This window comes from Uniformispora flossi (assembly GCF_049534875.1).
GTDB classification, from domain to species: Bacteria; Actinomycetota; Actinomycetes; order Streptomycetales; family Streptomycetaceae; genus Yinghuangia; species Yinghuangia aomiensis.
On sequence record NZ_JBMULZ010000015.1, the window covers coordinates 124,339 to 146,298 of the forward strand.

The following is a 21,960-nucleotide window of genomic DNA, read 5'->3' on the forward strand; positions in this document are numbered from 1 at the left end:
GCCGATCAGCGTCGCTCGCTCCGGCCCCGTCTTGCTCCCGTCCCGGAGGCGATACTCGCACCCCCTGTTGGATCAGGAATGCGCCCATGGCTGAAGCAACACTCCCCACGGTCGATGCGGGTACCCCCCAAGCCTCCGTCGGGACCCAGCTCCACAACGGCGCGCCGAAGCCGCTCAAGCGGTCTCTCGGCGTCGTCGGCGGCACTCTGCTCACCCTGTCCTGTCTGACGCCGGCCTCGTCGCTGTTCGTCATCGTGCCCGGCATGTACGCCGACCTCGGCACCGGCACTCCGCTCGTCCTGATCATCGCCGCGCTGCTGTGCGTCGGTGTCGCGTTCTGCTACTCCGAGCTGGGGACGATGGTCCCGAGCGCGGGCGGCGAGTACGCGATGGTCGGCACGCTGATGGGCCGGTTCGCGGCCTGGATCGCGTTCATCGTCGCGGGCATCGTCGTCATGATCGTGCCGCCCATCATCGCGATGGGCACCGGCGACTACATAGGTTCGATCGTCTCGCTCGACGGCGACGGCCTGAAGTGGGCCGGCGCACTCGTCATGATCGGCGCGATGATCATGGGTCTGCTGGACCTGCGCGCCAACGCGTGGGTGACCGGCATCTTCCTCGGTCTCGAGGTGATCGCCGCCGGAATGGTCGCGTTCCTCGGCTTCGGGCACAAGGACCGCCCGGTCGGCGACCTGGTGCACGCCAAGACGCTGGTCGAAGGCGGCGGGCTGAGCCCGGTGTCGGCCGCCATGCTGATCTCCGGCTTGGCGGTGGCGCTGTTCGCCCTCCAGGGCTTCTCCACCGCGGTCTACCTGGCCGAGGAGATGGAGCAGCCGCGCCGCACCGTGTCCCGCACCGTGCTGTGGACGCTGGGCATCGGCGGCGCGATCCTCATCATCCCGACGATCGCCATCACCCTGGGCGGCGGCGACATGACGGCCCTGACCGACGGCGACCTGCCGACCTTGATCGAGGGCTGGAGCAACCACGGCGTCGCCACGTTCATCAGCCTGTGCGTCGCGCTCGCGATCATCAACGCCGCCATCGTCATGGTCATCCAGAACTCGCGCGTCCTGTACGCCTCGGCGCGTGACCGCGCGTGGCCGGAGCCGGTCAACAAGGCGTTCGGCACCGTGAACCGCTTCGGCTCGCCGTGGGTGGCCACCCTCGCGGTCAGCATCCCGGGTGCGGCGCTGTGCTTCCTCGACCCGGACAAGTTCGACATGCTGAACGCGATCACCGGTGTCGCGGTGACGCTCCTGTACCTGCTGGTCGCCGCCGGTTCGCTGGCCGCCCGCCGGGCGCACCACAAGCACACGCCCGCGTGGCGGATGCCGCTGTGGCCGGCCGTTCCGGTGGTTCTGATCGCGGGGCTGGTCTACATCATGGTCGAGCTGTTCAAGGACGAGCCGAAGGCCGTGTACTGGACTCTCGGCATCGTCGCTGCGGCGGCCGTGTACTGGGCCACGTACCTCTACCCGCGCCGCCACAGCCGCTGGGTCATCACGCTCGCCGACGAGGGTGCCGACGAGAACTGAGCTGCGGGAACGCGTAGGGCCCGGCGAGACGAACTCGCCGGGCCCTACGGGCATTTCCGGGCATTTGTACGGCAGAGGCGCAAGAGCCGGAACGTGGCCGGAAATCAGCCCTCGACCATCAGCGCACGCAACTGCGCCTGCTTCTCCGAGCCAAAGCCGAGCCCCTCGGCCAGGTAGGCGTCGAAGCCGCCCCAGTGGATGTCCATGACCTCCAGCGCGCCGCGCAGGTACTCCTCGCGGACTTCCAGGAAGGGCGCGAACAGTTCGGCGATCTCCGGGCGCATGGCGACCTTGTCGGCGTTGGGCGCGTAGCGCTTGGCGGGGTCGTTGCTCTCCAGGTAGTTCGCCACGATCTCGGCGTCCGGGACGCCGCAGATGCGCTGCACGAGGGCGGCGGCGATGCCGGCCCGGTCCTTGCCCGCCGAGCAGTGCACGACGGCGGGGAGGCCGTCGGCGAGCAGCGCGTCGAGCAGGGCCGCGTGGTTGTCGCGGCGGCTGACCACCTGGTCGCGGTAGTCGCGGCCGATCATCGCCTCGGCTTTGCCGTCGCCGAGCCGGTCGCGGATGACGACCGGGTCGCCGCCCTTGATGTCCGCCCAGAAGTCGGAGTGCCGCGCGGGGTCGGTCATCGGCAGGTTGATCCGGCGGGCGCCGTCGGGGACGTGGCCGGCGCCGTCGAGTTCGATGTCGGCGGGCGAGCGCAGGTCGACGATGAGGCGGATGCCGAGGCCGTCGAGGACCTTGCGGTCGGCGTCGGTCGGTTTCGCCAGGTGTCCGCTGCGGTAGTAGCGCCCGGCCCGGATCCGACGGCCGTCGGCGGTCGGGAGACCGCCGATGTCGCGGAAGTTGCGGACGCCTTCGAGGGCCGCGATGCCGTCCTCGGCATCCGCGTGCTGCTGGCCCACACGTGCTCCTCTCACCCGCCCGGGTGGTGCGGCTCCCGGCCGGGCCGATCATCTGACGGGTTGTCACGGCATGGTGCCATCGGGCCCGTGCAAGCGGAACGGCCGCACGACGCGAACGTCCGGCGTTTTCGGCGGGATCCGCCCCCGGCTCCATACGCCTGAGTATGGTAACCGCGTCGGGGGATACGACGGAGCCCCGCCGGACGACGCCTTTGGCGTCCGGCGGGGCTCCTGGAATCCGCGGGAAGGGTGGATCAGCCGCGCGGAGTCACTTCGGGGTCACGGCAAATGCGACGACTCAGCTGTTCGTCGGGAAGCCGAGGTTGATGCCGCCGTGGCTCGGGTCGAGCCAGCGCTGCGTGACGACCTTGCCGCGCGTGAAGAAGTGCACGCCGTCGAGGCCGTACGCGTGGGTGTCGCCGAACAGCGAGTTCTTCCAGCCGCCGAACGAGTAGTACGACACCGGCACCGGGATCGGCACGTTGATGCCGACCATGCCGACCTCGACCTCGTTCTGGAACTTGCGGGCCGCGCCACCGTCGTTGGTGAAGATCGCGGTGCCATTGCCGTACGGGTTGGCGTTGATGAGCGCCAGGCCCTCGTCGTACGAGTCGACGCGGACGACCGACAGCACCGGGCCGAAGATCTCGTCGGTGTAGACCGACATCTCCGGGGTGACCTTGTCGAACAGCGTCGGGCCGAGCCAGAAGCCGTCGGTGGTGTCGTCGCCGTCGATGGCGTGCGTGCGGCCGTCCACGACCAGCTCGGCGCCTTCCTTGACGCCGGCCTCGACGTAGGAGATCACCTTGTCGGCGTGCTGGCGGGTGACCAGCGGGCCCATGTCGGAGGTGGCGTTGCAGCCCGCACCGACGCGCAGGCCGGCCACCCGCTCCTTGATCTTGCCGATCAGCTCGTCGGCGATCGGCTCGACGGCGACCAGCGCGGAGATGGCCATGCAGCGCTCGCCCGCGGCACCGAAGCCGGCGTTGACCGCGGCGTCGGCGACCAGGTCGAGGTCGGCGTCCGGGAGGACCAGCATGTGGTTCTTCGCGCCGCCGAGCGCCTGGACGCGCTTGCCGTAGCCCGTGCCGTTCTCGTACACGTACTTGGCGATCGGGGTCGAGCCCACGAACGACACGGACTTGATGTCCGGGTGCTCGAGCAGGCGGTCGACGGAGACCTTGTCGCCGTGCACGACGTTGAACACGCCGTCCGGCAGGCCGGCCTGCTTCCACAGGTCGGCGAGGAAGTTCGCGGCCGACGGGTCCTTCTCGGACGGCTTGAGGACGACCGTGTTGCCCGTCGCGATGGCGATCGGGAAGAACCACATCGGGACCATCGCCGGGAAGTTGAACGGCGAGATGATCGCGACCGGGCCGAGCGGCTGGCGGATCGAGTAGACGTCGATGCCGGTCGAGGCCTGCTCCGAGAAGCCGCCCTTCTGCAGCTGCGGGATGCCGCACGCGAACTCCACGACCTCCTGGCCGCGGGCGATCTCGCCGAGCGCGTCGGAGTGCACCTTGCCGTGCTCTTCGACGATGATCGCGGCCAGCTCGTCCTTCTTCGCGTTGAGCAGCTCGCGGAAGCTGAACAGCACCTGGGCGCGCTTGGCGAGCGACGCGTTGCGCCACGTGCCGAACGCCTGCGTGGCGGCGGCGACCGCCTGGTCGACGTCGGTCACCGAGGCGAAGTCGACCGTGCCGGTCACCTTGCCGGTGGCGGGGTTGTAGATGTCGCCGCGACGCTCGGCCGTGCCGGTCCACGCGGCGCCGCCGATCCAGTGGGTTACGTGCTTGCTCAAGGGGAGGCCTCCGGGAACGGCAGCCAGGCACGAGGGCTGGCGGCGAAATGTCATACAACGGGGCGCCTCGTCATGAGGCCGCACCCTATGTACGCCAGTCTCTTCGCCACCGGCCCTCGACTCAACCTGCACCCTGTCGGCCGTTGACCCGTTCGCCTTACAAACCGTCGAACGGGCCGGTACCCGGCCCCTCGGGCGTCACCCGCGGCGGGCAACCTCAGCTGTCGAAGCCCATGCCCGCCTTGTCGAGCGCCCGCAGCCACAGGTTGCGCTTGCCCTCGTTGGCGTCCGCCCGGGTCAGCGCGCGCTGCGTCAGCTCGATGCCGATCCACCGCGCCGGCTCCGGCGGGAACGGGATCGGCTTGGTCTTGACCATCTTCAGCTCGGTGCGCTCGGTCGACTTGCCGTCCAGCTTGTCGAGCATGACCTCGGCACCGAACCGGGTCGCGCCCACGCCGAGGCCGGTGTAGCCCATCGCGTACGCGACCTTGCCCTTGTAGGCGGTGCCGTAGAACGCGCTGAAACGGCTGCACGTGTCGATCGCGCCGCCCCACGTGTGGGTGAAGCGCAGGCCTTCGAGCTGCGGGAACGTCTCGAAGAAGTGCCCCGCCAGCTTGCGGAACGTGGCCGGGCGCTGGTCGTGCTCCGCCGACACCTTCTGGTTGAAGTCGTAGACCGCGTCGTAGCCGCCCCACAGGATCCGGTTGTCCTCGGACAGCCGGTAGTAGTGGAAGTGGTTCGCGCTGTCGCCGATGCCCTGGCGGTTCTTCCACCCGATCGAGTCGAGCTGCTCGGGGGTGAGCGGCTCGGTCATCATCGCGTAGTCGTAGACCGGCACGACGAAGTTGCGCAGGCGCTTGACCAGGTTCGGGAACACGTTCGTGCCGAGCGCGACCTTGCCGGCGTAGAGGCGGCCGTAGCCGGTCTCCAGCACCATGCCCGCGCCATGCGCGGCGATGCTGTCGACCTGGGTGTACTCGTAGATGCGCACGCCCAGCTTCAGGCACGCGGCCTTCAGGCCCCACGCGAGCTTGGCCGGGTTGACCATCGCGCAGCCGTCCTTGTCGAAGACGCCCGCGTGGTACGTCGGCGACTTGACCTCGGCCTGCATGGCGTCGCGGTCCAGGAAGACCTGGTCCGCGCCGTACTTCCGGGCGATGTCGACGCTCTCGCGCAGGTCCTCGACCTGGTAGGCGGCCGTGGCCACGGCCAGTTCACCGGTGCGCTCGAACGCGCAGTCGATGTCGTACCGCTTCACGGCCGCCTCGATCTCGTCGAGGTTGATCCCGCCGAGACGCTCGAGCTGCGCCATCTCGTCGGGCCACCGGTCGAGACCGTTCCACAATCCGTGAGTGAGGCTCGCGGCGCAGAAGCCGCCGTTGCGCCCGGACGCCGCCCAGCCGATCTCGTTGCCCTCCACGAGGACGACGTCGCGCGACGGGTTGCGCTCCTTGGCGATGAGGGCCGTCCACAGGCCGGAGTACCCGCCGCCGACCACCGCGAGGTCGCAGTGCTCGTCGTCGATCAGCTTGGGCAGCGCTGCCGGCTTGGCGGGGTCGTCGAGCCAGAACGGCACGGGTGCGGCGTCCGCGAGGGACCGGGTGGGATCCAGAGAGGTCGCGGGATCCATCGGTTTTCCACCACTCTTCGAGGATTTTCGGAGGTTACTTCACGAAGCTTTCTGCTTCGCTTTTCGGTTCGTCCGCACTTGGCCGACGATGACGATCGCGACGGCGATGAAGAACATCGCCGACCCGATCACGTTGATCTGCGGCGGGGTACCCCGCTGTGCCGCGCCCCACACGAACATGGGGAACGTGACGGTGTCACCGGAGTTGAAGTTCGTGATGACGAAGTCGTCGAACGACAGCGAGAACGCGAGCAAGGCGCCCGCGCCGATACCCGGGGCCGCGATCGGCAGGGTGACGCGCAGGAACGTCTGCGTCGGCGACGCGTACAGGTCCTGTGCGGCCTCCTCCAGCTTCGGGTCCATGCCCAGGACGCGGGCCTTGACCGCGACCACCACGAAGCTGAGGCAGAACATGATGTGCGCGATCAGGATCGTCCAGAAGCCGAACGAGATGCGCATGTTGAGGAACAGCGTGCCGAGCGAGGCGCCCATGACGACCTCGGGCATCGACATCGGCAGGAACAGCAGCGTGTTGGTGAAGCCGCGCCCGCGGAAGCGGTAGCGGCCCAGCGCGAACGCCACCGCCGTGCCGAGCACCGTCGCGCCGATGGTCGACAGGACCGCGATCTCCAGCGAGGTGATCAGCGAGTCCTTGATGCCCGCGACGCCGAAGGGGTCCTTCCACGCGTCGAGGGTGAAGCCGTTCCAGGTGTAGTTGAACTTGCCGTTCGGGTTGTTGAACGAGAACAGCAGGACGACCAGGTTCGGCAGCGTCATGTACGCGAGCGCGAGGATGCCGAACAGGGTGACCGCGTTGTTGCGAAGCCAGCGGATCATCAGACGAGGTCCTCCGTGCCGGCCTTGCGGATGTACGCCGACACCATCAGCACGATGAGCAGCATCAGGATGAACGACAGTGCCGCCGCGGTCGGGTAGTCGAGCACGCGGAGGAACTGCGTCTGGATGACGTTGCCCGCCATGCCGGTGTCGGGCGAGCCGAGCCACGCGGCGTTGACGTAGTCGCCGGACGCCGGGATGAAGGTCAGCAGCGTGCCGGACACGACGCCGGGGAGCGACAGCGGGAAGGTGACCTTGGTGAAGGTGGTGCGCGGGTTGGCGTACAGGTCGCCGGCCGCCTCGTGCAGCCGCGGGTCGATGCGCTCCAGCGAGGCATACAGCGGCAGCACCATGAACGGCAGGAAGTTGTACGTCAGTCCGCAGATCACCGCGAGCGGCGTGGCCAGCACGCGGTCGCCCTCGGTCAGCCCGAGCGTTGCGGTGACGTCGGTGAAGTGCAGCGTGTTGAGGACGTCGACGACGATGCCGTTGTCGGCGAGGATCGTCTTCCACGCGAGCGTGCGCACCAGGAAGCTGGTGAAGAACGGCGCGATGACGAGGACCAGCCACATGCCGCGCCACTTGCCGGCCTTGAACGCGATCGCGTAGGCGAGCGGGTAGCCGATGACGAGGCACAGGATCGTGGCCGCCGCGGCGTAGCCGAACGAGCGGAGGAACTGCGGGTAGTAGTCCTGGAACGCGTCCCAGTACGTGCCCCAGTGCCAGGTGAACTCGTAGCCCTTCTCCAGACCGCCGGTCTGCAGGGAGGTTCCGCCCTGCACGAGCATCGGGATCAGGAAGAAGACGACGAGCCAGACCATGCCGGGCGCGAGCAGCGCGTACGGCACCCACCGGCCGCGCTTGGGCGGGTCCTTCAGCTCACCCCCCGCACCTGCCGCCTTCTGCGGAAGCGCACTCATGCCACACCTCGCCGGCGCTCGGTGCCGCATTCACGCAGCACACCCCTCTTGCCGGCTCGCTCGCTTCGCTCGCTCACGCGGCGGCCTCCACGGGCTCCGGCGCGAGGCCGAAGCCGTGGTCGGGGTTCCAGTCCAGGACGACCGGGGCGCCCGGCACGAGACGGGCGTCGCGTTCCATGTTCTGCTCGAACACGGTCAGTTCCTGGTCCCACGGCATGCGGACGGTGTACTGCGTGGACACGCCGATGAAGCTGGAGTCGACGATGACGCCGCCGCCGAGCGCGTTGCGGTTGTCGCCGTCCTTGGTTCCCCTGACGGCGTCCGCGGCGTCCGCGGCGTCCTGGTGGCGTATGGAGATCTTCTCCGGGCGTATGCCCATGACGAGCAGGTCGTCCTGCGCGGCGGCCCGCGCCTTCGGCAGCGCCATGCGGGTGCCGTGCACGTCCAGCGTCAGGTAGCCGTCGCTCGTGCCGGTGACCCGGGAATCGAGCAGGTTCGACTGGCCGAGGAAGTTCGCCACGAACTTGGTGCGCGGCGACTCGTACAGCTCGGTCGGCGAGCCCATCTGCTCGACCACGCCGCCGTTCATGACCGCGATGGTGTCGGCCATGGTCATGGCCTCTTCCTGGTCGTGGGTGACGTGCACGAACGTGATGCCCACGTCGGTCTGGATGCGCTTCAGCTCGAGCTGCATCTGGCGGCGCAGCTTGAGGTCGAGCGCGCCGAGCGGCTCGTCGAGGAGCAGCACCTGCGGGTGGTTGATGAGCGCGCGGGCGACCGCCACGCGCTGCTGCTGGCCGCCGGAGAGCTGGGCGGGCTTGCGCCCGGCCAGGTGGCCCAGCTGGACGAGGTCCAGCATCTCGGCGACCGGCGCGGCCACGTCCTTGCGGCCCTTGCGGCGCAGGCCGAACGCGACGTTCTCGGCGACCGTGAGGTGCGGGAACAGGGCGTAGTTCTGGAAGACGGTGTTGACCGGCCGCTTGTAGGGCGGAAGCCCGGTCACGTCCTGGCCGCCGATGAGCACCTGTCCGCTGCTCGGCTGTTCCAGGCCCGCGATCATCCGCAGCGTGGTCGTCTTGCCGCATCCGGATGCACCGAGGACGGCGAAGAAGGACCCTGCGGGGATCGTCAGGTCGAGGGGCTGGACGACGGTGTTGCTGCCGAAGCTCTTGCTCAGGCCCACCAGATTGACGTCGCCGGAGGCGCCGGCCCGCTGCTGCTCGTTCATGGTTCCTTTGGGCAGCACGAGGACCGCCCGCGCCGGGCGGGCGGGCCTGCGTGCCGGGGACATCACCGTGGCACGCCCGGCCGGCCCGGCCGGGCGTATCAGCGGCGCAAACGGACGATTACCGGTCTCCGAAGATCGTGCGGTGCCAGTCCTTCTCGGCAACCGCGGTGATGTCGTACATCACGTGCTTGATGTTGGTGTACTCGTCGAACGAGTACTGCGACATGTCCTTGCCGAAGCCGGAGGCCTTGTAGCCGCCGTGCGGCATGTCGCTGATGATCGGGATGTGGTCGTTGACCCAGACGCAGCCGGCCTGGATCTCGCGGGTGGCACGTCCGGCCCGGAACACGTCCCGCGTCCACGCGGAGGCCGCGAGGCCGTACGGGGTGTCGTTGGCGAGGCGGATGCCCTCTTCGTCGCTGTCGAACGGCAGCACGACGAGCACCGGGCCGAAGATCTCGTCCTGGACGATCTCCGCGTCCTGGGCCACGCCGGTGACCAGCGTGGGGCGGTAGAAGGCGCCGTCGGCGAGGGCCCCGCCGGGGGCCTCGCCGCCCACCACGATCTTGGCGCCGTAGCCGCGGGCGCGGTCCACGAAGCCGGCGACGGACTCCTGCTGGCGGCGCGAGACCAGCGGGCCGTTGTCGGTGGAGGGGTCCATGGTGTCGCCGTGGCGGACGGCGGCGTACAGGTCGGCGACGCCCTCGACGAAGCGGTCGAAGAGCGGGCGCTGCACGTAGGCGCGGGTGGCCGCGGTGCAGTCCTGGCCGCTGTTGATGAGCGACGCGGCGACGGCGCCGTGGACCGCGGCGTCCAGGTCGGCGTCGTCGAAGACCACGAACGGGGCCTTGCCGCCCAGTTCGAGGTGCATGCGCTTGACGGTCTGGATGGCGACCTCGGCGACGCGCTTGCCGACCCCGGTGGAGCCGGTGAACGAGATCATGGACACGTCCCGGTGCGCCATGAGGTACTCGCCGACGGTGCGGCCCTTGCCGGTGACCACGTTGACGACGCCGTCGGGCATGCCCGCGTCGGCGCACGCCTGGGCGAACATCAGCGAGGTCAGCGGGGTGATCTCGGCCGGCTTCAGGACGATCGTGTTGCCCGCGGCGATGGCCGGGAGGATCTTCCAGGCGGCCATCTGCAGCGGGTAGTTCCACGGCGCGATCGAGCCGACGACGCCGATCGCCTCGCGGCGGACCGCCGAGGTGTGGTCGGCGCTGTACTCGGCGGAGGCCTTGCCTTCGAGGTTGCGCGCGGCGCCCGCGAAGTAGGAGACGTTGTCGATCGTGCCGGGCACGTCGAACTCGGTGGTGAGCCGGATCGGCTTGCCGGCCTGCGCGGTCTCGACGGCGGCGAACTCGGCGGCGCGCTCTTCGAGGATCGCGGCGAGGCGGTTGAGGGCGCCCGCGCGGTCCGCCGGGGTGGCCCGGGACCACTCTGGGAACGCGTTCGTAGCGGCCGCAACGGCGCTGTCGACGTCCGCGGTGTTCGCGAGCGTGACGGATTCGACGACCTGCCCGTTGGCCGGGTTGGTCACGTCGAACGTCTCGCCGGACGATCCGGGCCGCAACCGGCCCCCAATGAACTGGTGACCTTCGGCGAAGTCCTGCATGCGGCCCTCCAGAGGCTCGGTTGACTCCGTGCGCGAATCCGGCAGGGGCCGGTCTTAACAGCCCAACCCGGCGCGATCCTGGACCACCTGGACGGATGGTCTCCTCAGAATCGACCGCCTTGCTCGATGGATTCCGTCGTCTGATGCCATTCTGGCTGATGGATCCATCGGATCGGCACGTGTTCCGCGTCAGCGTAGGACGATGCCTCCCCGGCACCCGGTGCCGCAACTGCCACGGCGACAGGCCAGGGCCGGGCAGATTTACACATCGGAAGGCCGGGGTGCCGGATTTGCGGTAGCGGGGACACGTAGGGCGGGTGCCGGGTATCCCCGAGAAACCTGCCACCATGGAAGTGGTGCGCCCCTGCGCATTTACAGTTTGCGGAGGTAGTACAGGTGTTTCCCACGGTCGCCGACGTCGTCGCGCTCGATGCCGTCCGCCGCGGCATGCCCCAGGTCGTCGCCGGTGAACGCGGCCTGTCCCGGCCGGTGCGCTGGGTGCACATCAGCGAGCTGCCGGACGCCGCCAAGCTGCTCCGCGGCGGCGAGTTGATCCTGGCCACCGGTATCGCCCTGCCGGAGGACCGCGAGGGCCTCCAACGCTACGTCCGCGACCTCGCCCAGGTCGACGCCGCGGGCCTGGTCATCGAGCTGGGCCGCCGGTACGCCGACCAGTTGCCGCGCGCCCTGGTCGCCGCCGCCGAGCAGGCCGGCCTCCCGGTGGTCACGCTCCGCCACGAGACGCACTTCGTCGGCATCACCGAGGCCGTGCACGGCCTGATCATCGACGCGCAGCTCGCCGAACTCCAGGCCTCCGAGGCGGTGCACCAGGCGTTCAACGAGCTGGCCGTCGAGGGCGCCGAGCCGGCCGACGTGGTCCGGCAGGCGTCCCGCATGTCCGGCCGCCCGGTCGTGCTGGAGAACCTCGCCCACCAGGTCCTCGCCTACGACGCCGCCGGCATGCGCCCGGAATCGCTGCTCGAGCACTGGGAGAACCGCTCCCGGCAGGTCCGCCTCGCCTCCCGGACCGGCTTCGACGACCGCACCGGCTGGCTGGTCACCATGGTCGGCGCCCGCGGCCACGACTGGGGCCGGCTGATCCTGGTCGGCGAAGGCACCGCTCCCCCGCAGCAGCAGAGCATGCTCCTGGAACGCGCCGCCTCCACCCTCGCCCTCAACCGGCTCGTGGTGCGCGACCGCGAAAGCCTCGAACGCCAGACCCACCGCACCCTGCTGTCCGGCATCCTCACGCACTCCTACACCGTCGCCGAAGTCACGTTGCGCGCCCGCGCGTTGGGCGTGAACCTGGAAGGCCGCCGCCTGGTCGGCGTGGTGCTGCGGCTGCGCCGCGGCGTCACCCCCGCGGCCCTCGAATCGCAGGCCCGGCTGCGGGACTTCACCGAGACCGCGGCGGCCGCGGTCCGCGAACGCCGGGTCCAGGCCCTGGTGGGCGGCCTTGACGACGACAGCGTCGGGCTACTGATAGCGCTGGGCGCCCAGGACACCGAAGACGCCGCGCTGGAGGGCTTCTCGGCCGCGCTGCGCAAGCTGGCTCCGGACTTCGCCGCCGACATCGTCATCGCGGTCGGCTCGTCGGTCGGCGCGGTCCGCGACGCCCGCCGGTCGCTGCTGGAAGCCACCCAGGTCGCCGACGCCGCGCTGCACCAGGGCGGCGGCGCGCCGTTCTACCGGCTGCCCGACGTGCGGCTGCGCGGCCTGCTGCACCTGTTGCGCGACGACGCACGGCTGCAGACTTATGTGGAACGCGAGTTGGGCCCGCTGCTGGCCTACGACGCGCAGCACGGCACGCAGTTGGTGCAGATGCTCGGCGTGTACCTGGAAAACGGCCGCAACAAGTCGGCGGCCGCGGATGCGGCGCACCTGTCACGGCCGTCGTTCTACGAACGGCTGCACCGGATCGAACGGGTGCTGGCCGTGGACCTCGACCAGGTGGAGAGCTGCCTGTCGCTGCATGTGGCGTTGCTGGGGCTGGAGGCGCTGCGGCGGTGAGGAGTGGGGGCGGCGGGTGGGCCGCCCCCTTCGCTCGTGGGTTTCAGGCCGCCTGGGTCGGACCGTTCCCCGCGTTCCCTCCGCTGCCGGCGGGCGTGATGCTCTGCAGCGCCCACTGGAACAGGGGTTCGTCGCGCTGCCAGGTGCTTTCGTCGGCGAAGACGTCCACCTCGACGTACACGCCGTTCGCGATGTAGGCGGCGAGGATCGCATGACGGGCCACACCCGCCTCGGTCCACGTCGACTCCCACACCACGCCGCGCTGCCCGCGGATGGTGCGTTCCTCGAACAGCACGCGCTTGTAGTCGGCCAGCACCGCGGTGGCCTTGCCCTCGCGGTCGCGCCAGACGCCGAGCAGGTCGTTGGTCTGCTGGAACGCGGTGCGCGCGTACAGCGTCGTGCGGCCCGCGGGGTCGGTGTAGCCGACGGTCTGGTCCTGTTCGTTGCGCTTCCAGCCCTGCGGGACGGGCCACGAGAAGCGGCCGCTCTCGGTGACGGTGTTCACCGGTGTCCCGGCCGGGGCGGCGGAGGCTGCCGCCGCCGGGTACGCGGGCGATGTCGGCGTGGCCGAAGCCGCTTTGGTCGGGGGCGGGTTCGTCGCCGCGGTGGCCGGTGCGACGTTCGTCGGGACCGGGCTCGCCGACTTTCCGGCGTCGTTTTTCTTCCCGTCGCCACCCGACAGCAGGACCGCGGTGACGATGATCGCCGCGACGGCCGACGCCGCGGCGGGCAGCACCACGATACGGCGGCGCCACCACGCGGGGGCGGGGCGGCCGGGTCCGCTGCGGCCCGGGTCGGTGCCCGGGTCGGCGCCCGGTCCGGAGTCGGGTCCGCCGGGTGATCCGCCGTCCGGGAGACCGGCGGACGTGAGTGGCTTCGTGGCGCCCGGTCCGCTCGTCCCGGTACCACCGCTCGTCCCGGTGCCGCTCGGCGGCGGTGCGGGAACCCGCGGCAGCACGTCGGTCGGCGCCGCGGCCGCGCTGACCGTGGCATCGGCGTCGAACACTCCGGAGGTCTCGCGGTTCGCCCCTGGGGTGTCGACCGCACCGGGCGCGGCCCCGGCCGGAACCTGGGATGCGGCGCCCGCGCCGCCGAACGACACGACTTCGGTGGCGGCGGCCACGATGCCCGGCACCCCGCCGGTGCTCGGGACTTCGGGCAGCGGCGCGTCGGGCATCAAGCGGCCGGGCGGGGGGCCGGCGGGGCTCCCGGTCGGGCTGCCCGTCGGGCTTCCGGTCGGTGCGGCGACTTCCACGGTCGGATCGACCGCATGTCGGCGGGCGTCCTCGGACAGCACGGCTTCGAGGGCGGCCATCACCTCGGCAGCCACCGGACGCGTCTCCGGGTCGCGGCCGAACAACGCGCGGATCAGCGGCTCCATCGGGCCGGTCTCCGGTGGCACTTCGGGTTTCGCGATGACGATGGCGGCGAGCGTCGCGACCGGGGTCGACCGGCGGAACGGCGAACTCCCGGTCACCGCCGCGCACAACGTCACGCCGAGCGACCACAGGTCGGAGGCCGGTCCGGCGTCGTCACTCTCGATGCGCTCGGGCGCCATGAACTCCGGCGATCCGACGATGGCGCCGGTGCCGGTCAGCCCGCTGGTGCCTTCCAGCGCGGCGATGCCGAAGTCGGTGAGCACGGCATGGCCGTCGGCTTCGATCAGCACGTTGCCCGGCTTCACGTCGCGGTGCAGGACGCCGTGCTGGTGCACGGTGCGCAGCGCGCGGGCGATCTGCACGCCGATCGCGGCGGCGTCGCGCGGGGTGAGCGGGCCGTCCTCGGCGAGCACGGTGTCGAGGGAACGAGCGTCGAGCAGTTCCATGACGATCCACAGGCGGTCGTCGTCCTCGACATAGTCGTACACCCGCACGACATTCGGATGATTAATTCGCGCGGTGGCGCGCGCTTCCCGCAGCGACCGCTCGCGGCGATTTTGATCCTCGACCCCGTGGCCGAAACTGATATTCAGGACTTTAGCAGCAACCGGCCGGTCGAGCAGCTCGTCGTGGGCCCGCCACACGGTGCCCATGCCGCCACTGCCGATAACCCCCACCAGCCGATATCGGCCACCGACCACATGCCCGCCCTCACCGCTCGCCCACCCGCCCGGCATCGCCCACCCCCAGCCCCCGGAAGCGGCCCCGCGATCGACCCTCGATCGGGTGAAGGCACACCCTGGGAACCCCGTCAGAATTTCCGGCGGTCCATGGTAAAACAAGGCGACACGGCCGACGGATAATGACCGGCGATAAAAGGATCACATTCCAGGATCGGTCATCCGGCCATTTCACGGAGGGGGCTGCGCGTGGACATCCCACGCACACTTCGATCATTGCGGGCACAATCACTTTTTCGATCGCTTGCTTTGCCGATCCGATCGGAAAACGGTCGAAAGGTGGCAGTTATTGTCGCTTTCCCGATCGGTTTGGCGCTGACCCTGCAGGCCGGGCTCGCGCTCGGCGCCCCGTCGACGTCCGGCGGGCGGTCGACGACCGGGGTCGGGGTCGGGGTCTCGGTGAGCATCGGCGCCGGAGGGGAGGGCTCCGGCGGCCACGAAGGGTCCGGCGAGGGATCCGGCGAAGGGTCCGGCGGGCATCCGGGGCACGGCGGGTCGCCGTCGGCGACCGCGTCGACGTCGAAGCCGGGGCATGGCGGGTCACCGTCTTCGTCGCGGTCGCCGTCGGCTTCGCCGTCCACGACCGGGGGCGGTGAGTCGTCCGGTTCGCCGAAGCCGTCGACGACGAGGCCAACCAAGAGCGGGTCGCCTTCGGCGAGCCCGTCCGCCAGTCCGCCCGCCAGTCCGTCGGGGAGCCCGTCCAGGGCGACGTCCTCGCCTACACCCAGCAAGTCGCCGACAGGGACGGGCGGTTCGGGGTCACCGACCCCGTCCGGCCAGCCGCACACGTACGGCGTCGGCATCTCCCGGCAGATCACCTTCGACGGCACCACGGGCATCGGATCGATCCCGTTCACCGTCGGCAACAGCACCGAGCGCATCCAACCGGCGCGCGACGTCTACGCGTTCAGCACCAACGAGCTGAAGATCCTGGACGTGCCCGGCTGTGTGCCCGCCAAGCCGCTGAGCAGCGCCTGGGGCACGTCGTTCCGCTGCACCCTGCCCGAGCTGAAGCCGGGCGAACAGCGGTCGTGGACGGCGAAGGTGCAGTACGCCCCGGCCATCCGCGCGGACGAACCCCGCGCGGCCCGCGCCGCGGTCCGGCTGCCGCTCGAGGACGACGCGTTGATCTCCACGTTCTGCGTCGTCGTGGTCCCGCAGGGCGCGACGAACCTCGACGTGGTCCTCGGCCAGGACGGCCCGCTGCGCCTGGCGTTCGGCAGCAACGATCCGAACGTCATCGGCTTCAGCATCGCTCCGGGAACCGGAGGCAACTCCGGCGGCTCCGGCGGCGGCTCTGGCGGCGGTTCGGGAGCCGGATCGGGTGGCGCGGCCGGCGGCGGCAACGGGGGCAACGGGCCCAATGCGGTCGGCGGGGGCTCAGGTGGCGGCTCGACCGACACCGGCGGCTCCGGCACCTCCGGCAGCCTGCCGAAGACCGGCTTCGTCCCGTGGGGCCTGTCGATGGCAGGCGGGGCGCTGGGCCTGCTGATCCTGGGCACCGCGATGGTCGGCTTCACCCGGATGCGGAGGCGTCGCGACGTGGAGGCGTGAGCGCGGCGGCGCACGACGCCGTGGTGAGGACGGGCCGCCGGGGATCCGGCGGCCCGTTCCGCGTGTGGGGGGGGTGGCGGCGGAGGGTCGCCGGAGTCGGCTGGTCGGCCGCGCCAGGACTCGTGCCACTGGGCGCGATTCGGCGTGGTCCGCGCATGCGGGGACGTGGGGTGTGGCCGCTGGGCCTGGGAATCGGTGCCTCAGCGGGCGAGTCGCTCCAAGGAACGGCGGATCGAGCGGCGATCGACGTAATCCGCCAGCGTCCGGTCACCGCGCACTATCCGCTCGAACGCGCCCCAGGCCTTCGGCACCAGCGTCACCGCGGTGTGGAACACCTTCGGGCGCCGCGCGAACGCGGCCAGCATGATGCGCCCGGCACGCATCTCGCGTCCGAGCGTCGCCTCGATGCCCGCGCGGTATACCTCCGCCGCGTCGGCCACCCCCGCGTCGTCGGCCGCGGCTGCCACCGCCGCCGCGGCTTCCCCCGCGGCCCGACCGGACCGCAGCGCGAACGAAATCCCTTCGCGTGTCCAGGGTTCCAACAGCCCGGCCGCGTCACCCGCGACCAGCACGCGCCCACGGGACAACGGCGACCCGTCCGCCCGGCACCGGGTGAGATGCCCCGACGACACCGACGGCCGAAAACCGGCGAGGCCGAGCCGCGCCACGAAGTCCCGCAGATACGCCCGCGTGGCCTCGCCGTTGCCGCGGGCGCAGATGACCCCGACGGTCAGCGTGTCGCCCTTCGGGAAGACCCAGGCGTACGAACCGGCCACCGGCCCCCAGTCGATGAGCACCCGGCCGCGCCAGTGCGCGGCCACCTCGGTCGGCACGGGGATCTCCGCTTCGAGGCCGAGGTCGACCTGGTCGAAGACGACGCCGACGTACGTGCTCGTGCGCCCCGTCCCGTCCGCCCCCACCACCGCACGCGCCCGCAGCGTCTCGCCGCCGACGAGCGTCACCACGACCCCGTCCGCGTCCTGCTCCAGCCGCTGCACCGTGGTGTCCTCCAGCACCTCGGCCCCGGCCTTCCGTGCCTCGTCGACGAGCGCGGCATCCAACTCGGGTCGGTTCACCAACGAGAACACCGGTGCCCCACGCCGCGCCCGCCGAGTCCGCGACCACCGCCCGTCCATGGTGAACGTGACCGCCTTGACGTGGTCCTTCGCCGGCAGCCGGAACCCGGCAGGCAACGCCTGAGCCGACGGCCCGATGATCCCCCCGCCGCACGTCTTGTACCGCGGCAGCACAGCCTTCTCCACCAGCAACGTCCGGCATCCGGCTTCAGCCGCCGCCAACGCCGCCGAAGCCCCCGACGGCCCCGCCCCAATGACGACGACATCCCACCCACCCTCACCACGAAGAGGCTCGGAGGACGGGGGAAGAGGGGTGGTGGTCATAGGGCAGAAGCCTAGTGGCGGGGTAGCGAGGATCCGGCCATGCCGGGGATGGAACGCCGGGGCACGTCGGTGTGGCGACGCTCCGGCACATGCGCGGTGTGGACGCCAACTACCGACCGGCACCGGAACGTGGGTTGCCGGCCCGCACCGACGTCCACGCACGCAGGCGCCAGCACGGGAGCCCCCTGCGCCGGGACCTCGAAGATGGCGTGCCTGCCGGGCTTCGGGCTTAACGGGCGCAGATGGCGCCACAGTGATTCTGTCGGCCGCCGTCGATCGGGCACGTTCAGCGGGGATCCCCGCCCGCAGCGTCCTCCGCCCGCGGCCGGTTCGCGCGTTCGCGCCCCCAGGCCGCAAGGGGCGCGAGCGCGTCGTTGAGGTACACGCCGTCGTCGGTCAGCGAGTACTCGACGCGGGGCGGCACCTCGTCGTACGAGACCCGGCGCACGATCCCGTCCGCTTCCATCTCCCGAAGGTGGGAGGCCAGCACCTTTTCCGTGATGCCCGGGACCAGGCGGCGCAGTTCGCCGAAGCGGCGGCAGGGTGTTCGTGCAGCGCCCAGAGGATCAGCACCTTCCACTTGCCGCCGATCACCTCCATCGCGGTGTCGATGCCGCAGACGTGTCCGGCGCTCGCGGCCGGCCAGTTCAGCGTCGTCATGTCCGTCCTCCTGAACCGTCACGGCCCTCCGACCTGCACGCTCACCACAGGGTAACCACCCACTCCGAAGTGCGTACCTGATCATCTTCCGGCCGCCGAGAAGCCTTGTCCGCATGACACCGAACACCGTCGCCAAGCCCCCCGTCACCCTGCTCGGCCTCGGCGCGATGGGCACCGCTCTGGGCCGTGCCTGGCTCGCCGCCGGCCATCCGCTCACCGTCTGGAATCGCACACCGGCCCGCACCGGGACGCTCACCGCCGAGGGCGCACACGCCGCGGCCACCGCCGACGAGGCGGTGGCCGCCGGCGCCCTCGTCGTCGTCTGCCTGCTCGACGACGCCTCGGTCGAAGAAGCCCTGGCCGGAGTGGGCTTGGCCGGCAAGGACCTCGTCAACCTCACGACATCGACACCCGCCCAGGCCCGCACCCGTACCGAGTGGGCGCGCGAGCGTGGTGCGCGCTACCTGGACGGCGGCATCATGGCTGTCCCGCCGATGATCGGCATCCCGAAGGCGGGCGGCTACGTCTTCTACAGCGGCTCGCGCGCACTGTTCGACCAGCACCGCGGAACCCTCGCCGTCCCGGCGGGCACCAACTACGTCGGCGAGGACGCCGGATTCGCGGCCCTGCACGACGTGGCCCTGTTGAGTGCCATGTACGGCATGTTCGCCGGGGCCGCACACGCCTTCGCCCTGATCCGCAGGGAAGACATCGACCCGGTCGCGTTCGCCCCACTGCTCGCGGACTGGATCACGGCTATGGCGCCGGGAGTGCACCAGACGGCCGAGCAACTGCGCAGCGGCGACTACACCAAGGACGTCGTCTCCAACCTCGCCATGCAGGTGGCCGGCACCCCCACCTTCCTGACCACCGCCGAGGAGCAAGGTGTCAGCCCCGAACTCCTGACCCCTTACTTCGAGTTGATGCGCCGCCGACTGGCCGAGGGCAACGGCGGAGAAGACCTCACAGGCGTGGTCGACCTGCTCCGCCGCTGAGGCCGGGGGGAGGGGCGTGCCGCCGGGCCGGGCGTGAGCAACGGGCTCGGGGCCGGGCCGAGGTAGACGGCCAACCCGCGCGGACAGGTCTGGCGCGCCATCACCTTCTCTTCTATTTCATTCCATATGATCGCCAATCGCCCTACCTAACGCACCTGGCCCCTGACCTACCCGGCTCTCTCCATCGTCTCTCCCAGCCTTGCCCGCCCCCACGCCCCCACCCCACGCCCCCACCATTCAGGCCCCGCCCCCAGCCCCAAACCGTTGCCCACCCACGGAGCCGCCATGACCCTCGACACCGCCGACCTGGTCGTGGTCGTCGCGCTCCTTGCGTTCGCGCCCATCGCGCGGGCCGGGTTGGAGCGTTGGAGGATGCGGGTGCCGTTGGTGGTGGTGGAGATTCTGTTCGGGATCCTGGCCGGGCCGGCGGTGTTCGGGTGGGTGGCGCCGGACGGGCAGCCGTTGGTGGCGTTGTCGGACTTCGGGCTGGTCATGCTGATGTTCCTGGCCGGGTTCGAGATCGACGTGCCGCGGATCAAAGGAGCCCCGCTCCGGAGCGCGGTCGCGGTGTGGTTCGTGTCGCTCGGGCTGGGGTTGGCGGCCGGGTTGGCCATGACGCTGCCGTTTCACGATCCGTCGACGACGGGCATCTCCGTCGGGCTGGCGCTCACCACGACCGCGCTCGGCACGTTTCTACCGATCATCCGGGACGCAGGGCTGCTGCCGACACCACTGGGCGCGCAGGTCATGGCGATCGGTACCGTCGGCGAGTTCGCCCCGATCGTGGCGATCGCGCTGCTGCTCAGCGGGCGCCATCCGGGGGCCACCGTGGCGGCGCTGGCGATCTTCGCCGTGCTCGCCGCGGCGTGCGTGTGGCTGGCGGTCAAGCCCCACCCGCGGTGGCTGGACCGGCTCGTCGTCAAGACGCTGCACTCCAGCGGGCAGCTCGCGATCCGCCTGGCGATGCTGGTCATGGTGCTGCTGGTCTGGTTCGCCGACCGACTGGAGCTGGACAACCTGATCGGCGCGTTCACCGCCGGCCTGGTGCTGCGCCTGGCGCTGGCCGACGCGCCCGTACGCCTCGTCGAGACGGTGTCGGCGAAGTTGGACGCGATCGCGTTCGGGTTTCTCGTGCCGATCTTCTTCGTGATGAGCGGCGTCAAGTTCGACTTGGACGCGCTCCTGCACGACCCCGGTCTCCTGGCGCGGATCCCCGTCTTCCTGCTGCTGTTCCTCGCGGTACGCGGCCTACCGACGTACATCTCCGCACGCCGCGGCGAACTCGCTCCCGAGAGCCGCGAATTGGCGCTCTTCGCGAGTACCGCGCTGCCGCTGATCGTGGTGATCACGACCATCGCCGTGGAGAACGACTACCTGCTGTCCGGCTCCGCGGCCGCGATGGTCGGCGCCGGCATGTTCTCCGTACTGATCTTTCCGCAGCTGGCGCTGGGGCGGCGGGAAGCCGCACCCGGCGCCGACGAGGGACAACGCGAGAGCGCGAACACGGACGATCCCGAGGACGAAATCCTCAGAGACCGATGATCCCGCCCCACGTCTTCTCCCACCCGCGGCTCTCGTCCACGCCGACCTCGCGCATGGTGTGCAGCCGGGCCTGGGTCTCGTCGCTGGGGAACATCAGCTCGTTTTCGGCGAGTTCCGCGATTTCCTTGTCCTCGTTCTTGGCGAGGATCTCGCGGGCCGCGGGCACCGGGCAGATGTACTGCACGGACGCGGCCAGCTCGGCGGCGACCTCCGGGTCGTAGTAGAAGTTCATCAGCGCTTCGGCGTTGGCCTTGTGCGAGGCCCTGTTGGGGATCATCAGGTTCTCCGACCACAGCTCGGCGCCTTCCTCGGGCACCACGAACTCGATGTCGGGGTTGTCGAGCTGGAGCTGCAGCACGTCGCCGGAGTAGGCCATGCACGCGAGCACGTCGCCGGACGCCAGGCCGGACGTGTAGTCGTTGCCGGTGAAGCTGCGGATGTGCTTCTGGTCGACGAGCTTCTGCACGCGCGACATGACCGTGTCGACGTCCTTCTCGGTGAACGTCGTGACGTCCGCGCCCTCGCCGATCATGAGCAGCGTCACGGCCTCCATGAACCCGGAGAACAGCGTCACCCGCCCGGCGAGGTCCTTTGCCCACAGGTCGCTCACGTGCCGCAGTTCGCGGCCGACGAGCTTCTTGTTGTACGCGATGCCGGTGATCCCGGACGCCCACGGCACGGTGTGGTCGCGGTTCGGGTCGTAGCCGGGGCTGCGCAGCGTCTCGGCGAGGTTGGCCTGCACGTTCGGCAGGTTGGCCTTGTCGAGGTTCTGGACCCAGCCGAGGCCGACGAAACGGGTGCACATCCAGTCGGAGATGACGATGAGGTCGCGGCCCGGCTCCTTGCCGGCCTGGATGGCCGGGTGGATCTTGCCGAAGAACTCGTCGTTGTCGTTGATCTCCTCGGTGTACTTCACCGATATGCCGGTCTGGTCGGTGAACTGGTCGAGGGTGGGGTGCTTCTCGGCGTCGTCTTCGTCGACGTCGATGTAGAGCGCCCAGTTGGAGAAGCGGACGCGCTTCTCGGTCGCGCTCTTGTCGGTGCCGGTGCGCTTGTCCTCGGCGACGTAGGCGGACGGCACACCGCACGCGGCGAGGGTCCCGGCCGCGGCGAGCGCGCCGCCGCCGCGGAGGAAGGCCCGCCGGTCGACGCTCCGGCCGCCGATGCGCAAAGCGGGCAGGGCGCGGTCGCGGATCATGCGGG

The 21,960-nt window shown here is 70.4% G+C and carries 15 protein-coding genes and 1 pseudogene; 5 read left to right on the forward strand and 11 right to left on the reverse strand.

What is annotated here, in order from left to right:
* Positions 1-86 precede the first annotated feature (86 nt).
* A complete protein-coding gene (locus tag ACPA54_RS28135; protein WP_423534181.1) occupies positions 87-1,541 on the forward strand; it encodes an APC family permease in 1,455 nt (484 codons plus the stop codon).
* A gap of 104 nt (positions 1,542-1,645) precedes the next feature.
* Here ACPA54_RS28135 and ACPA54_RS28140 read toward each other — a convergent pair whose 3' ends face one another.
* From ACPA54_RS28140 to ACPA54_RS28170, 7 genes are all read right to left on the reverse strand, one after another.
* Positions 1,646-2,446, reverse strand: a complete 801-nt coding sequence (locus tag ACPA54_RS28140; protein WP_423534182.1) for a tyrosine-protein phosphatase — start codon at positions 2,444-2,446, stop codon at positions 1,646-1,648.
* A gap of 298 nt (positions 2,447-2,744) precedes the next feature.
* Positions 2,745-4,247, reverse strand: a complete 1,503-nt coding sequence (locus ACPA54_RS28145) for a CoA-acylating methylmalonate-semialdehyde dehydrogenase (protein WP_423534183.1) — start codon at positions 4,245-4,247, stop codon at positions 2,745-2,747.
* Between the two features lie 217 nt (positions 4,248-4,464).
* Positions 4,465-5,877 (reverse strand): NAD(P)/FAD-dependent oxidoreductase, encoded by a 1,413-nt coding sequence (locus ACPA54_RS28150; protein WP_423534184.1) that lies wholly within the window; start codon positions 5,875-5,877, stop codon positions 4,465-4,467.
* Between the two features lie 39 nt (positions 5,878-5,916).
* Complete coding sequence (locus ACPA54_RS28155; RefSeq protein WP_423534255.1) at positions 5,917-6,711, reverse strand: ABC transporter permease; 795 nt, start codon at positions 6,709-6,711, stop codon at positions 5,917-5,919.
* Positions 6,712-6,713: 2 nt separating this feature from the next.
* On the reverse strand, positions 6,714-7,634 hold the full coding sequence (locus tag ACPA54_RS28160; protein ID WP_423534185.1) for an ABC transporter permease: 921 nt from the start codon (positions 7,632-7,634) through the stop codon (positions 6,714-6,716).
* Between the two features lie 73 nt (positions 7,635-7,707).
* The gene (locus tag ACPA54_RS28165) at positions 7,708-8,862 is read right to left on the reverse strand and encodes an ABC transporter ATP-binding protein (protein WP_423534186.1); all 1,155 of its coding nucleotides are present in this window, start codon (positions 8,860-8,862) and stop codon (positions 7,708-7,710) included.
* 118 nt (positions 8,863-8,980) lie between these two features.
* The gene (locus tag ACPA54_RS28170) at positions 8,981-10,477 is read right to left on the reverse strand and encodes a gamma-aminobutyraldehyde dehydrogenase (protein ID WP_423534187.1); all 1,497 of its coding nucleotides are present in this window, start codon (positions 10,475-10,477) and stop codon (positions 8,981-8,983) included.
* A gap of 396 nt (positions 10,478-10,873) precedes the next feature.
* Here ACPA54_RS28170 and ACPA54_RS28175 point away from each other — a divergent pair, with 396 nt between their 5' ends.
* Positions 10,874-12,487 carry a PucR family transcriptional regulator gene (locus tag ACPA54_RS28175; RefSeq protein ID WP_423534188.1) on the forward strand — a complete coding sequence of 538 codons (1,614 nt, stop codon included), beginning with the start codon at positions 10,874-10,876 and terminating at the stop codon, positions 12,485-12,487.
* A gap of 43 nt (positions 12,488-12,530) precedes the next feature.
* Here the strand turns inward: ACPA54_RS28175 and ACPA54_RS28180 are convergent, their stop codons facing one another.
* On the reverse strand, positions 12,531-14,603 hold the full coding sequence (locus tag ACPA54_RS28180; RefSeq protein WP_423534189.1) for a serine/threonine-protein kinase: 2,073 nt from the start codon (positions 14,601-14,603) through the stop codon (positions 12,531-12,533).
* A gap of 282 nt (positions 14,604-14,885) precedes the next feature.
* Between ACPA54_RS28180 and ACPA54_RS28185 the strand changes: the two genes are divergently transcribed.
* Complete coding sequence (locus ACPA54_RS28185) at positions 14,886-16,160, forward strand: hypothetical protein (protein ID WP_423534190.1); 1,275 nt, start codon at positions 14,886-14,888, stop codon at positions 16,158-16,160.
* A gap of 200 nt (positions 16,161-16,360) precedes the next feature.
* Here the strand turns inward: ACPA54_RS28185 and ACPA54_RS28190 are convergent, their stop codons facing one another.
* Positions 16,361-17,560 carry a geranylgeranyl reductase family protein gene (locus tag ACPA54_RS28190; RefSeq protein WP_423534191.1) on the reverse strand — a complete coding sequence of 400 codons (1,200 nt, stop codon included), beginning with the start codon at positions 17,558-17,560 and terminating at the stop codon, positions 16,361-16,363.
* Positions 17,561-17,846: 286 nt separating this feature from the next.
* Positions 17,847-18,220, reverse strand: a pseudogene (locus tag ACPA54_RS28195) (winged helix-turn-helix transcriptional regulator).
* A 113-nt stretch (positions 18,221-18,333) separates the two neighbouring features.
* On the opposite strand from ACPA54_RS28195, the gene ACPA54_RS28200 reads away from it, so the two are divergent.
* Both ACPA54_RS28200 and ACPA54_RS28205 read left to right on the forward strand, forming a co-directional pair.
* Positions 18,334-19,215, forward strand: a complete 882-nt coding sequence (locus tag ACPA54_RS28200) for an NAD(P)-dependent oxidoreductase (protein ID WP_423534192.1) — start codon at positions 18,334-18,336, stop codon at positions 19,213-19,215.
* A 285-nt stretch (positions 19,216-19,500) separates the two neighbouring features.
* Positions 19,501-20,757 carry a cation:proton antiporter gene (locus ACPA54_RS28205; protein ID WP_423534193.1) on the forward strand — a complete coding sequence of 419 codons (1,257 nt, stop codon included), beginning with the start codon at positions 19,501-19,503 and terminating at the stop codon, positions 20,755-20,757.
* Here ACPA54_RS28205 and ACPA54_RS28210 read toward each other — a convergent pair.
* Positions 20,744-21,955 carry a polyamine ABC transporter substrate-binding protein gene (locus ACPA54_RS28210; RefSeq protein ID WP_423534194.1) on the reverse strand — a complete coding sequence of 404 codons (1,212 nt, stop codon included), beginning with the start codon at positions 21,953-21,955 and terminating at the stop codon, positions 20,744-20,746. The two genes, ACPA54_RS28205 and ACPA54_RS28210, sit on opposite strands and share 14 nt — an antisense overlap.
* Between the last annotated feature and the right edge of the window lie 5 nt (positions 21,956-21,960).